Origin of the sequence: Stenotrophomonas sp. CFBP8994 (assembly GCF_034044835.1) — a bacterium.
Taxonomy (GTDB): Bacteria; Pseudomonadota; Gammaproteobacteria; order Xanthomonadales; family Xanthomonadaceae; genus Stenotrophomonas; species Stenotrophomonas rhizophila_A.
Genome location: NZ_JAXCWT010000002.1, coordinates 470,821 through 483,711 on the forward strand (window position 1 = coordinate 470,821; position 12,891 = coordinate 483,711).

The following is a 12,891-nucleotide window of genomic DNA, read 5'->3' on the forward strand; positions in this document are numbered from 1 at the left end:
TTGAAGTGCTGCTCAACCGCGGCACTGCGCGGGCAGATACTTGGTGTCGAGATCGCTGCTGCAGGTCCACTCCTGACTCTGCATGTCGTATTCGAACCACAACATTTTGCCATCGAGTGCGCGCTTGCCCGGCACGGCAAATTCCATTTCGATGCCGCACTTGTCTTCGCCGATGCGGCCGATGCGCACCGCACCCACGTAGTCGCCGGCGTACGAGGTCGGGCTCTGGAAGCCATCGTCGCCGTTGACCGGGCAGCGGTCGGTGCTCATGGCGAACTCGGTCACCTGGTTCTTCAGCTGCGACACGATGCCCACCGCATTGGCCACGCGGGCACGGTGCTGGTAATCGCTGTAGGCAGGAAGCGCGATCGCGGCGAGGATGGCGATCACCACCAGGAACACCAGGCCCACCACCAGCCCGATGATCAGGCACCCGGAGGTCTTCTTCGGCGGCGGCGCGGCGCGCGGGTAACCCGGCGCCGAGGCATAGGCGGGCGCGGCCGGCCCGGGTCCGGTGGCGCGCGGCGCAGGCGTGTCGAACCCGGGAATCCTCGGCGGGCTGGGCACGACCGGCTCCAACTGCGGGCCGTCCAGCGGAAGCGGCGGCTCCACCGCCGGCGGCGGTGCGATCACCAGGCCGATCTCGTCGGCGACACTGCGCAGGGGCTGCCATTGGGCAAGCCCGTCGCGCCATACCAGGGTATCCAGCGCAATGCGGCTGGACTGGTACAGCGCGATCAACTCTTCAGATGTCAGCGGACCCCGCTGCTGACGATTCCCTTCTGCATAGAACCACTGGCTCACTTTCCATTCCCCTGAATGCGCGAAGCACCCAGTGTACGGTCAGTGAAGGGGTTCCGGTTCGTCGACGAACATCTGGGTTTCCATCCAGGCATAGGCTGCCTCGGCGCCGGGCTGGTTGAACAGCACCATCAGCACCACCCATTTGAGGTCGTCCAGGTCCAGTTCGTCCTGGTCCAGGGCCATGGCGCGGTCCAGCACCAGCTCGCGCTGGTTGGCATCCAGGATGCCGTGCTGTTCCAGGAACATCAGGAAGCCTCGGCCTTCCACGTCGAGCTTGTCCAGCTCCGGGCCATGGAAAATGCGCACGGGGCCGTCGACGCGGGCCAGGGTCACGGCCGGGCGCTGCTCGGCCAGGGCGTCCAGCCAATCGAAGGCTTTGTTGATTTCGGTGGGGCTGAAGCCGGCCTGTATCAGACCGTTCTGGAGGGAATCGCGGTCGCGGATGAGGTCCGCGTCTTCGCTGAAATAGTGTTCGAACAGGTACAGCAGGACATCCAGAATGCTCTCTTTCATTGCCCCTCGGCCTGCGTCAACGACGCTGTGGAGGTGAAGAAACTAGGGTTTTCGACAGTAGCGGCCATGGTTGGCGACCACCTTTCCATCCAGTTCCATGATCAGCAGCATGGCCGACAGCTGGTCCGCCGTCAATCCGCTGCGCTGGATCAATGAATCCATACCCGTTGGGTTTTCATCCAGCGCGTTCCACAAGCGCTGGTAGTCGGGGAGGGGGAAGGGGGAAGCGCTGGCATGCGCCGACCGTGCCTGTTCAGTGGGGGCGTCCAGGCGCCAACGCAAGGCCTGCCCCAGGCTGGCGGCCGCCTCGGTCAGCCCGGCGACGACTTCGGCCGGGGTTTCCACCAGCTGGGCGCCATCACGGATCAGCCGGTGGCAGCCTCGGGCGCGCGGGTTGCGCACCGAGCCGGGCAGCGCGAATACCTCACGGCCGATCTCCGCGGCCAGGCGCGCGGTGATCAGGGCCCCGGAGCGGGCGGCCGCCTCGATCACCAGTGTTCCGAGGGTCAGCCCGGCCACGATCCGGTTGCGGGCCGGGAACTGCCCCGGGCGCGCCGCGGTGCCGGGCGGATACTCGCTGACCACGGCGCCGCGCTCGGCGATGCGTGCCTGCAGCGCTTCGTGCCGGGGCGGGTAGGTCAGGTCCAGGCCGGTGGCCACCACGGCCACGGTGCGCCCGCCGGGTACGTCCAGGGCGGCCTGGTGGGCCCGCGCATCGACCCCGGCGGCCAGCCCGCTGACCACGCCCAGGCCACTGCGGGCCAGGGCGCCGGCGAACTCGGCGGCCAGCTCGGCACCCGTGGGCGATGGGGTGCGGCTGCCGACCACGGCCACCGCGGGGTGCCAGAGTGTGGCCGGGTCGCCGTGCACGAACAGCGCCAGCGGCGCCGGATCCAGCGGGCGCAGCAGGGTGGGATAGTCGTCGGTTTCGATCGACAGCAGGTGCCGGCCGGGTTGCGACAGCCAATGCAGGCCGCGAGCGAGCGCGTCGCGGTCGGGCAGCGCCAGCAGTGCCCGCTGGTGCGGGCTGCAACCGGCGGCGCGCCATGCGGCAGGGCCGGCACGCAGGGCCTGGGCGGGATCAGCGAAACGGGCCAGCAGGGCGCGGCGGGGTGCCGGGGCGCCACCGGCGAGGACCAGGCGCAGCAGCGCCTCGATAGAGCAGGGCAGGTCATCGGGCATCGGCTCAGGCTAGCCCGCATACGACGACGGCGCCCTGGGGCGCCGTCGTGTTGTTGCGTCAGGTTTTCCCGCGGTTATTGCGCGTCGGGGTGCTTGGCCGAATAGCCGACCAGGACCGGCTTCACGCCCTGCATCACCAGCGCATAGCTGACCTTGTCGAAGGTGCGGAACACCATCGCGTGGGCGGCGTACTCATCCGGCAGGGACACCCGGCCGGCACCATCGGTGAGCGAGTCGTCCATGCGCGAGGAGCCCGGGTACTTCATGCGATGCGCCACATGCCGCCCCTGGCGCCACAGCGAGACCACGGTCCCGTTGTCGATGCCGTTGGCGCTGCCGGCCGAAATCGCGATGACATCGCGCGGACCGCCGACCAGGTACATGTCCGTCACCGCCAGCACGCGGATGTCCAGGCCTTCGGTCTGGGCGGCAGGGGCGTGCGGGAAGAACTGCAGGTCATACGGGGTGGCTTCCACCGGCACCAGGCGGTCGCCGGCGCGCACTTCGCGCCCGTCGGTCCGGCCCTGCAGCGCGATGGAGGTCACGTCCGACTTGTCGTCCGGCACCTTCACGACCGTGCCCACGTTCAGCTGGGACAGCTCGTAGCCCAGCATCTCGTTGCGCTTGCTCGGCGCGGCCACGAAGTTCTTCCACAGGTTGCCGCTGCCCGGAGTGACATCCCCGTTGGCGGTCAGGTCCTCGGTCGGCTTGGGCATCGAGTAGCGCACGGTCGGTCGGACCACGGCCCAGCGCTGGCCCACCTGTGCCCCTTCCAGCCCCCGCACGTAGGCGGTCTGGCCGGTGGTGGCGCGCAGGCGGTTGTCTTCCAGGGCAACCACGTAGGGCAACGAGTCGATCTCGTCCACCACGCTGAGCTGCTTCAGGAAGGGTTCGACCTGGCTGAGCGGGATCGCATTGATCGGCGCTTCCTGGCGCGGGCCGGGCTGGGCCACGACGCGGTCCAGGTAGGCCAGGCTCAGCACGTCACCTGGATAGATGAGGTGCGGGTTCTTGACCTGCGGGTTGGCCTGCCAGATTTCCGGCCACAACCACGGCTTTTTAAGGAAGCGCGCGGAAATGTCCCACAAGGTATCGCCCTTCTGGACGACGTAGGTTTCCGGGTGCCCGCCATTCACTTCAACGGCGGTAGCATAGGTAGCGACGGTCAGCATCGCGACGGCGACGACCGTACGAGTTCTTTCAAACATAGGTGTGGTGCCTGATTCCCCAACAGGTTCGAGCACTATAGTCCAGAAACCGGGGCGCAAGGCAAGCGTTGGCGATAGAATTGCGACGTACGCCGCTTTAAGGGCGCCCCCAAACGGTATTTGCCATGGCCATCCTGCCAATTCTCGAGTTCCCGGACCCGCGCCTGCGCACCAAGGCGGCGCTGATCGACGCCGCCGAAGTGACCACCCCGGCCTTCCAGGAACTGATCGACAACATGTTCCAGACCATGTACGACGCCCCGGGCATTGGCCTGGCGGCCTCCCAGGTCGACGTCCACAAGCGCTTCATGGTCATCGACGTCAGCGAAGAGAAGGACACCCCGCGGGTGTTCATCAACCCGGAGATCGTGGCCAGCGAAGGCGGCCAGGTCTACCAGGAAGGCTGTCTGTCGGTGCCCGGCATCTTTGCCGACGTGACCCGCGCCGACACCATCACCGTGCGCTTCCTGGACCGCCAGGGCGTGGCCCAGGAGCTGACCACCGACGGCCTGCTGGCAGTGTGCGTGCAGCATGAGATGGACCACCTGGACGGCAAGCTGTTCATTGATTACCTGTCTCCGCTCAAGCGCGAGATGGTCCGCAAGAAGCTGGCCAAGTCGCGCAAGCACGTTGCCTGACCTGGCCACGCCGCCTTACCGGTTGTTCGGCGCCGTGCCCCGGCGCCGTTTTTCTTTCTGCAAGTGGGAACGCCATGAAGATCGTCTTTGCCGGAACGCCTGAGTTCGCCGTCGCCTCGCTGCGCGCCGCCGCGCGCCACCAGGAGGTGGTGGGTGTGTACACCCAGCCGGACCGCCCGGCCGGCCGTGGCCGCGGGCTGATGCCCTCGCCGGTGAAGCTGGAAGCGATCGCCCGAGGCATCCCGGTGTTCCAGCCCGAATCGCTCAAGACCGAACAGGCCCAGCAGCAGCTGCGCGACCTGCAGCCGGACCTGATGGTGGTGGTGGCCTACGGGCTGATCCTGCCCAAGGCGGTGCTGGCCATCCCGACCTACGGTTGCTGGAACGTGCATGCCTCGCTGCTGCCACGCTGGCGCGGCGCCGCGCCGATCCAGCGCGCCATCCAGGCCGGCGATGCCGACACCGGCGTGTGCCTGATGCAGATGGAAGCCGGGCTGGACACCGGCCCGGTGCTGCTGCGCCAGCACACCCCGATCCAGGCCGGTGAACTGGGCGGCTCGCTGCACGACCGCCTGGCCGAACTTGGCGCGCAGGTGCTGTCCGACGGCCTGGGCCTGCTGCGCGCCGGCCTCAAGCCGATCGCCCAGCCGCAGCCGGAACAAGGGGTGACCTACGCGCACAAGCTGGACAAGGCCGAAGCGCGGCTGGACTGGTCGCAGGATGCGCAGGTGCTGGAGCGCACCGTGCGCGCCTTCAACCCGTGGCCGATTGCCGAAGCCCAGCTAGCTGGCGAGCGCGTGCGCATCCATGGCGCGGTGGCGCTGGCCGACAACCAGGGCAAAGCCCCGGGCACGCTGCTGGCGGCCGGCCGCGACGGCATCGATATCGCCTGTGGCCAGGGTGCGCTGCGCCTGCGCGTGCTGCAGCGCGAGGGTGGCAAGGCGATCACCGCAGCCGACTACCTCAATGCCCGCCGCGACCTGGCCGTGGGCACCTGAGATGGCCCAGCCCCGCCAGAACAAACCGTCCCCCGCGCTGTCCGGCCTGGCCCCGGGCGTACCCACCCGCGTGCTCGCCGCCCGCGTGCTGGCCCAGGTGATCGGCCGTGGGCGCTCGCTCAAGGCCGAACTGGCCACCGCGCTGCCTACGCTGGACGACAGCCGCGACCGCGCCCTGCTCGAAGCGCTGTGCTTTGCCGTGCTGCGCCGGCGCACCGCCTATGACGCCGCCCTGGCGAAATGGATGCAGCGCCCGCTGAATGTGCGCGAGGACGAGCTGCGCGCGCTGCTGCTGGTCGGCTTTGCCCAGCTTGATGCGCTCGACCTGCCGGCGCATGCCGCACTTTCGGCCACGGTCGACGCCGCCCGCGCGCTGGGCAAGGAGCGCCAGGCCGGGATGGTCAACGCCTTGCTGCGCCGCGCCCAGCGCGATGGCATTCCAGCGCTGCCGGCGCGCGAGGCCTTCCCGCAGTGGATGGCCGAACAGATCGAACAGGACTGGCCCGACCAGGCCGAGGACGTTTTTGCCGCCAGCCTGCAGCCGGCGCCGTTGTGGCTGCGGGTCAACCGCCAGCACGGCAGCCGCGCGGCGATGCTTGAACGGCTGGAGGCGGCGGGCATTGCCGCCGAGGCCAGCGAAGTGGGCGCCGATGCGATCCGGCTGCCGGTACCAGTGGCGGTGTCGGGGCTGCCCGGCTTCGCCGACGGTGCCCTGTCGGTGCAGGACCTGTCCGCCCAGCAGGTGGCCGATGCGCTGGCCGTGCCCACCGGCGCGCGCGTGCTCGATGCCTGCGCGGCCCCGGGCGGCAAATCCGCGCACCTGCTCGAGCGCGACCCCAGCCTGCGCCTGCTGGCGCTGGATATCGATGCGCGCCGGCTCAAGCGCATCAGTGAGACCTTTGCGCGCACCGGCGTGGGCGAACACGCCCAGGTGCGGGCAGCCGATGCCACCGATCCAGCCAGCTGGTGGGACGGGCAGCCGTTCGACGTGATTCTGCTGGACGCCCCGTGTTCGGCCACCGGCATCATCCGCCGCCAGCCGGACGTGCTGCTGCACCGCCGCGCTACCGATATTCCGGCGCTGGTGGCGTTGCAGGCGCGCCTGCTCGATGCCTGCTTCGGCATGCTCGCCCCGGGCGGCACCCTGTTGTATGCGACATGCTCGATCCTACGCGAGGAAAACCAGTTCCAGATCGAGGCCTTCCTGCAGCGCACCCGCGGCGCGGGGTTCCTGCCACTGGGTGACGCTTACGGCCATGACTCCTGGGCCGGGCGCCAGCGCCTGCCCGGGGAACAGGGTGCTGACGGCTTCTTCTATGCACGTCTGCTAAAGAAAGGGTAACCCTGCACCGTTAGAATCGCGCCCATGCTGAAAACACGCGAATCCCGGGAATTCTGGTTGCTTGCGCTGATGGCCCTGCTGGTACTGGGGGCAGGGCTGGGCATGCGCGATCCCTGGCCATCGGACGAACCGCGCTTTGCGCTGGTGGCCAAGCAGATGGTGCTGAGCGGGGACTGGTTGTTCCCGCACCGTGGTACCGAGCTGTACTCGGACAAGCCGCCGATGCTGATGTGGCTGCAGGCTGCGCTCTATACCGTGCTGCGCGACTGGCGGGTGGCGTTCCTGCTGCCCACCCTGCTGGCGTCGCTGGGCACGCTGGCCTGCGTGTATGACCTGGGTCGCCGGTTGTGGACCCGCAAGGTGGGCCTGTACGCCGCCTGGGCGCTGCTGTTCGCGGTGCACTTCACCTTCCAGGCAAAGAAGGCCCAGATTGACCCGCTCGTGGTGTTCTTCATCACCCTGGCCAACTACGGCCTGCTGCGCCACCTGCTGTGCGGGCCGGCCTGGCGCTGGTGGTGGCTGGGCTGGTTCGCCGCCGGGCTGGGGGTGATCACCAAGGGTGTGGGTGTGCTGGCGCTGTTCATGCTGGTGCCGGCGCTGGCCGCCGTCGCCATGGGCTGGCCGCGCGTCCGGCTCGACCTGCGCAACTGGCGGTTCTGGGTAGGGCCGTTGGCTTTCCTGGCCGCCATTGCGCTGTGGCTGGTGCCGATGGTGCTGGCCGCGACTGCCAGCGGCTCGGCCGAATACCGTGCGTACATGAACGACATCCTGTTCCGGCAGACCGCCAAGCGTTACGCGCAGTCCTGGGACCACCACCAGCCGTGGTGGTATTTCCTGGCCACCATGCCGTCCATGTGGGTCCCCGCGTTCCTGCTGGTGCCATGGGCGATCCCGGCCTGGTGGCGGCGCCTGCGCCGGCACGACCCGCGCTACTTGCTGCTGCTGGGCTGGTGGCTGCTGATCGTGCTGTTCTTCTCCATTCCGCACGGCAAGCGCGATGTCTACATCCTGCCGGCGCTGCCGATGTTCTGCCTGGCGCTGGCCCCGCTGCTGCCGGGCCTGCTGCGGCGGCGCGACGTGCAATGGGTGCTGGGCGGCTTCGCGGTCCTGCTTACCGTGGCGCTGCTGGGGATCGGCGTGGCCATGCTCGGCGGTGAGCCCAGCTTCGAGCGCAAGCTCATCCTTGAGCGCGGCATCGACACCTCGGTGACCGCCGCGCTGGGCTGGGTCGGCATCGCGCTGGGCAGCTGGGGCGTGGTCAGCCTGGTGTTCAGCGGCGCGCGTCGCTTCCACCTGGCGGTGGTGTCGATCCTGGCCATGGCATGGGTGGCCTACGGACTGGTGGGCTACCCGCTGTTCAATGATTCCAGTTCGGCGCGCGGGTTGATGTACCAGGTGGGCCAGCGCATCGGCCCGGATGCCGAGCTGGGCCTGGTGGGCTGGAAGGAACAGAACCTGCTCATGTCCGACCGGCCGGTGCGCACCTTCGGCTTCAAGCGGCGCTGGTACCTGCAGCTGCAGGACGGCCGGGCATGGCAGGCTCAGGCGCCCGAGCGGCGCTGGCTGCTCGTGCAGCAGGCCGCACTGCTGGCCTGCGTGGATCGGGCCCAGGCCGAGCGCGTGGGGGTGGCCAACCGGCGGGGCTGGTGGCTGGTACCGGCCCGTGCGTTCGCAGGGCCCTGCCAGCCCAGTGCCGTGGACCTGGCGCGGATACGCCGCGAGCAGGGCAAGGAAGAGGGTGAGGACTGACCCTGCGCTCATGGATCATTCCCGACCGATCAGCGACAATGCCGCCCGCTCTGCCCGAGTCGCATTGAACGTGAACAACGCGCTTTCCCGTACCGTCGGCGTCCACCCTGTCCTGGCCTGGGTGTTCACGATCGCGCTTGGCCTGTCGCCGGTACTGCTGATGTCCACGATGGACGGCGGCAGCGCGGGCTATTACGGGCTGGTGCTGCTCAGCTTCATCGTGCTGGCCTGGGTGCGTCGCCCTGCGGTCGGCACCGTCTGGTGCGACAATCGCCGCGAGTACCTGTGGATGGTGGCAGGCATGGGCGTGATGCTGCTGGGCGTGCTGACCAGCCTTGCCGTGCATGGCATCTGGAAGGGATCGGAAACCGAAAAGGCGGTGCGTTTCCTCACCGTGGGCCTGATTCTCGCCGCCGCGTTGCGCGTGCCACGCCCTGTGCTGGTCCATGCCGCGTTCGGCCTGCTGGCCGGCATCTGGTATGCCGTGATCAACGTGGCCTGGCTGGTGCTGAGTACCGGTGCGCGCCCTGCGACCCGCCAGTTCAACGCCGTCACCTACGGCGACCTGACCCTGTTGTTCTCGGTGATTGCCTTCCTGTTGCTGGGCCTGCGCATCACCCGCTTCCGCCGCACCGAATTCGCACTCAAGCTGGTCAGCGGCATCGCCGGTATCGGGGCCTTCCTGGCCACGCAGACCCGTGGCGGCCTGCTGGCCATTCCGTTCTTCCTGTTCATCGCTCTGCTGGTGCAGGGTCGCCGCATGAACCGCTTCAAGGTCCTGTCCGCTGCGCTGCTGCTGGGCCTGGCCGGCATCATCGTGGCCAGCGATGCCTCGATGCGTGAGCGCATCCACCTTGGCGTGAGCGAGTTCGACCAGTGCCAGGTGGCGCACCTCTCCGATACCTCGGTATGCATCCGCCTGCAGCTGTGGAGCGCGGCCGGCCATATGATCCGCAGCGAGCCGCTGTTCGGCGTGGGCGGCGGCGACCGCTTCCGCGAGGAGCTGGCGCAGCTGGCCGACGCCAAGCAGGTCACCCCGACCGTGGCGCGCGACTTCGGCGAAACCCACAACGACCTGCTGTACTTCCTGGCCACCTACGGCGTGCTGGGCGGGTTGGGCCTGGTGCTGCTCTACATCGCGCCGGGCTGGGTGTTCGCCAGGCGCCTGCGGTTGGGTGTGACCGACCGGCCCACCCGCCTGTTCGCCGGTGCGGGCCTGATGATCTGCGTGGGCTTTGCGGTGTTCGGCCTGACCGAAATGATGTTCCGCGACATGCGCACCGCCTCGTTCTACGCCACCTGGATCGCCTTCTTCCTGGCCCTGTCCGACCCCCTGCGCCTGCGCACCCCAACCGACGTGTAGAGCCGACGTGTAGAGCCGACGTGTAGAGCCGACTGTTAGTCGGCTGCCCCACCCAACACCGCCACATAACAAGCTTCAGTCAACGCACTGAACGTCTCCAACCCGAACGCTTCCACCGCATGCGCGCGCGCGGCCTGGCCGACGGCCGGCAATGTCTGCCGCAGCTCATACAGCGCCACCACCTGCGCGGCGATGGCGGCCACGTTCCGCACCGGCACGATCCAGCCGTTGTGCCCATGCGTGATGTTCTCAGGTAAACCCGCGTAATCGCTCACCATCACCGGCTTGCCCATCGCCATCATTTCGCGGCAGGCAAACGAGATGGTTTCCACATCGTAGGACAGCACGAAGCCGGCATCGCCGCTGGCCACGAACGGCCGGATGTCCTCCAGCAGCCCGGCAAAATGCACCTGCCCGGCCACGCCAAGCTGTTCCACTTCCGCCACCAGAAGCGGGTCGGGCTCGCGTCCGGCCACGGCCATGTGCACCTTGCCGCGCAGCGGTTCGGGCAGGGTGGCGATGGCGCGGGCCAGGTCGATCCAGCCCTTGTGGCCATCTGTGCCGGCATTGCTCACCAGCACCAGTGCATCCGGGTCGAGGGTCCAGCGCGCGCGCAGGGCCGCGCCATCGGCGGGCGCAACCGGCGAAAAGCGCTGCAGGTCCACCCCGTTGCGCACCACGTCGATCGGGCAGCGCCGGTACGGGCTGTCCAGCAGCATCTGCCGGGTGTGTTCGGACACGGCGATCACCCGGTCGGTGCCCCAGCGTGCGCGCACGGCATTGCCGAACGTATTGCTGGATTTGCTGTTGTGCTTGGTGAACACCAGCTCGGGCCGCTTCGGCAACCCCGCCACCGCCTCCATCACCACGCGGTGATCGCGCGCGCCGTTGGCGTGCACGATGTCGATCCCGTGCTTGACGATCAGCCCGCGCAGCGTGCGCAGGTCCGCCCACTGCCGGCCCAGCGTGGCCAGGCCGCTGCTGAAGGCGATCTCCACCGGCTCGGCGATGCGCTCCTGGCGCACTACCCGCAGCACCCGGCTGCCGCCGGGTGCGGCCATGAACAGCTGATGGCGCGGCGACAGTGCGCGCGCCAGCGACGCCAGGTAGGTGGTGTGCCCACCGCCATCACCGGCGTGGAAGTTGGTGTAGAGGATCTTCATGGGGGCCTTCGGTAATACGCCCCCAAAGTCTGACATACCCGTGTTCAGGGAGTGTCGCCAACGTCCCGTGGCGGATCGCTGACGGGCTGCCCGTGCTGCAGCATCCACAGCATGATGGTCTTCTGCCGCACGTAGTTGGCGCGCACGTAGGCATACACCAGGCCATGCCAGCCATCGCGGAAACCGCCGCGCAGCAGCAGCCCCCGCCAGAACCGCCACGCCGGGGCGAGCACCAGCTTGGCCAGCGTGGCGCGCTTGCCGCGCGCGAACTCGTGCTCGGCCATCATCCGCGCATAGCGCTGGGTCTTGGCCAGCTGCTGTTCCAGTGAGCGGTAGGGGTAGTGGATGAGGTCGCCGCGCAGGGTGCCCACGCTGCCATCGACACTGGCTGCTTCGTGGATCTCGCGCTTGCCGCGCCAGCCGCCGTGGCGGCGGTCGAACAGCCGCAGCACCCGGTCCGGGTAGGCATTGCCATGGCGCAGGAACTTGCCGAAGTACTCGGAAAGCCGGGCAAAGCGGTAGCCATGGTGGCCGGTGAAGCCCGCCGCCTGGGCGGCGAGGATTGCTGCGCGCAGGTCATCGCTGATGCGTTCGTCGGCATCCAGGCACAGCACCCAGTCGTGCGCGGCCTGCGCCACGCAGAATGCCTTCTGGCTGCGGAAGCCGTCGAACGGGCGTTGCAGCACCCGCGCCCCGGCGGCCGTGGCGATGGCCACCGTGGCATCGGTGGAATACGAGTCCACCACGATGACCTCATCGCAGAAGGCCAGCGAGGCCAGGCAATCGCCGATGCGGTCGGCTTCATTGAACGCGATAATGCAGGCCGAGATGCGAGGCCGTTCAACGGGAGCGGTCGTGGAGGACATGATGGCCGAGTACCTGCTGTTTGCGACGGAACGCTATGCGTTGCCTATTCTCGCCCCGTTGGCCCAGGCGTTGCACGCCTCCGGTAAATCGGTGTCGGCGTGGTTTGCCGACGGAGCGGCCGGGGCGAGCCTGCCAAGCGTGCCCAACGTTGGCCTGCAGCAGGCACTGGCGCTGCGCCCGCGCGCGGTGTTCAGCGCCGCAAACTGGGTGCCGCCGTTCATTGCCGGGGCCAAGGTGCAGGTCTTCCATGGCTTCAACGTGCAGAAACGCGACAGTGCCCGTGGCCACTTCCGCGTGCGGGGGCTGTTCGACCTGTACTGCACCCAGGGCCCGGCCACCACCACCCCGTTCCGCGAGCTGGCCGCACGTGAGGGCCACTTCGCGGTAGCCGAGACCGGCTGGCCGAAGCTCGACCCGCTGTTCCTGGACGACGGCGGCGCCAGCGCGGCGCTGCGCGCGCCCGCGCAGGGGCGGCCGGTGATCCTGTTCGGCTCCACCTTCACCGAGCGCCTCAGTGCGGCCCCGCACCTCTACGAGCAGATCGCCGGGGACATCGCGCGGGGCGGCCACTACTGGCTGCTGACCCTGCACCCCAAGTGCCCGCGGGAGTTGTTCGCGCGCTACCGCGCACTGGCCGGCGCCAACGCCGCCTTCATCGAACCGGAACAGGTGATGGCCGCGCAGCGCGCCGCCGATGTGCTGGTGTCGGACACCTCCTCGATCGTCTCCGAGTTCGTGGTGCAGCACAAACCCGTGGTGACCTTCCGCAACCGCGTCCCGCAGCCGCACATGATCGACTTCGACGATCCGGCCCAGCTGCCGGCGATGCTGGCACGCGCGCTGCACCCGGAGCCGGCGTTGATGGCAGAGATCCGCCGCTACGCCGACGACATCCACCCGTGGCGCGACGGCCGCTCCAGCGAGCGCGTGATCGCCGCCACCGAGGATTTTCTGGCCGGCGAGATGGGCACCCTGAAGCGCAAGCCCTTCGGCGCCTGGACGCGCGGCCTGCAGATCCGCAGGGACCTGGGCTATTGGGGCCCATCAAAGCGATAACGAAGCCG

General features: G+C 68.6%; 12 protein-coding genes. 6 read left to right on the forward strand and 6 right to left on the reverse strand.

The features are described from left to right. Window positions 1–12: 12 nt before the first annotated feature. The 4 genes from SOM39_RS06825 to SOM39_RS06840 form a co-directional block, all read right to left on the reverse strand. Window positions 13–804: a pilin gene (locus SOM39_RS06825; protein WP_095363045.1), complete on the reverse strand. Its 792-nt coding sequence runs from the start codon at window positions 802–804 to the stop codon at window positions 13–15. A gap of 39 nt (window positions 805–843) precedes the next feature. Continuing rightward, the gene (locus SOM39_RS06830; protein WP_068854172.1) at window positions 844–1,317 is read right to left on the reverse strand and encodes a DUF494 family protein; all 474 of its coding nucleotides are present in this window, start codon (window positions 1,315–1,317) and stop codon (window positions 844–846) included. A 42-nt stretch (window positions 1,318–1,359) separates the two neighbouring features. Then, the gene (gene dprA / locus SOM39_RS06835) at window positions 1,360–2,499 is read right to left on the reverse strand and encodes a DNA-processing protein DprA (RefSeq protein WP_320457887.1); all 1,140 of its coding nucleotides are present in this window, start codon (window positions 2,497–2,499) and stop codon (window positions 1,360–1,362) included. Window positions 2,500–2,573: 74 nt separating this feature from the next. Further along, window positions 2,574–3,707, reverse strand: coding sequence for a LysM peptidoglycan-binding domain-containing protein (locus SOM39_RS06840; protein ID WP_320457888.1), 1,134 nt, complete (start codon window positions 3,705–3,707; stop codon window positions 2,574–2,576). Window positions 3,708–3,832: 125 nt separating this feature from the next. Between SOM39_RS06840 and def the strand changes: the two genes are divergently transcribed. The 5 genes from def (at window position 3,833) to SOM39_RS06865 (ending at window position 9,797) form a co-directional block, all read left to right on the forward strand. Continuing rightward, window positions 3,833–4,345 (forward strand): peptide deformylase, encoded by a 513-nt coding sequence (gene def, locus SOM39_RS06845; protein WP_068854169.1) that lies wholly within the window; start codon window positions 3,833–3,835, stop codon window positions 4,343–4,345. A gap of 74 nt (window positions 4,346–4,419) precedes the next feature. Continuing rightward, entirely contained in the window at window positions 4,420–5,343 is a 924-nt protein-coding gene (fmt, locus tag SOM39_RS06850) for a methionyl-tRNA formyltransferase (RefSeq protein ID WP_068854168.1), read from the forward strand. A 1-nt stretch (window position 5,344) separates the two neighbouring features. Then, window positions 5,345–6,685, forward strand: coding sequence for a 16S rRNA (cytosine(967)-C(5))-methyltransferase RsmB (gene rsmB / locus SOM39_RS06855; RefSeq protein ID WP_320457889.1), 1,341 nt, complete (start codon window positions 5,345–5,347; stop codon window positions 6,683–6,685). A 24-nt stretch (window positions 6,686–6,709) separates the two neighbouring features. Beyond that, a complete protein-coding gene (locus tag SOM39_RS06860) occupies window positions 6,710–8,434 on the forward strand; it encodes a glycosyltransferase family 39 protein (RefSeq protein WP_320457890.1) in 1,725 nt (574 codons plus the stop codon). Between the two features lie 10 nt (window positions 8,435–8,444). Next, window positions 8,445–9,797 (forward strand): O-antigen ligase family protein, encoded by a 1,353-nt coding sequence (locus tag SOM39_RS06865; protein ID WP_320457891.1) that lies wholly within the window; start codon window positions 8,445–8,447, stop codon window positions 9,795–9,797. Between the two features lie 35 nt (window positions 9,798–9,832). Here SOM39_RS06865 and SOM39_RS06870 read toward each other — a convergent pair whose 3' ends face one another. Together SOM39_RS06870 and SOM39_RS06875 are read right to left on the reverse strand one after the other, a co-directional pair. Next, on the reverse strand, window positions 9,833–10,960 hold the full coding sequence (locus tag SOM39_RS06870; protein WP_320457892.1) for a glycosyltransferase: 1,128 nt from the start codon (window positions 10,958–10,960) through the stop codon (window positions 9,833–9,835). 44 nt (window positions 10,961–11,004) lie between these two features. Continuing rightward, window positions 11,005–11,826 carry a glycosyltransferase family 2 protein gene (locus tag SOM39_RS06875; protein ID WP_320457893.1) on the reverse strand — a complete coding sequence of 274 codons (822 nt, stop codon included), beginning with the start codon at window positions 11,824–11,826 and terminating at the stop codon, window positions 11,005–11,007. Between SOM39_RS06875 and SOM39_RS06880 the strand changes: the two genes are divergently transcribed. After that, window positions 11,825–12,883, forward strand: a complete 1,059-nt coding sequence (locus tag SOM39_RS06880; RefSeq protein WP_320458068.1) for a CDP-glycerol glycerophosphotransferase family protein — start codon at window positions 11,825–11,827, stop codon at window positions 12,881–12,883. The genes SOM39_RS06875 and SOM39_RS06880 overlap by 2 nt on opposite strands. Window positions 12,884–12,891: the final 8 nt, after the last annotated feature.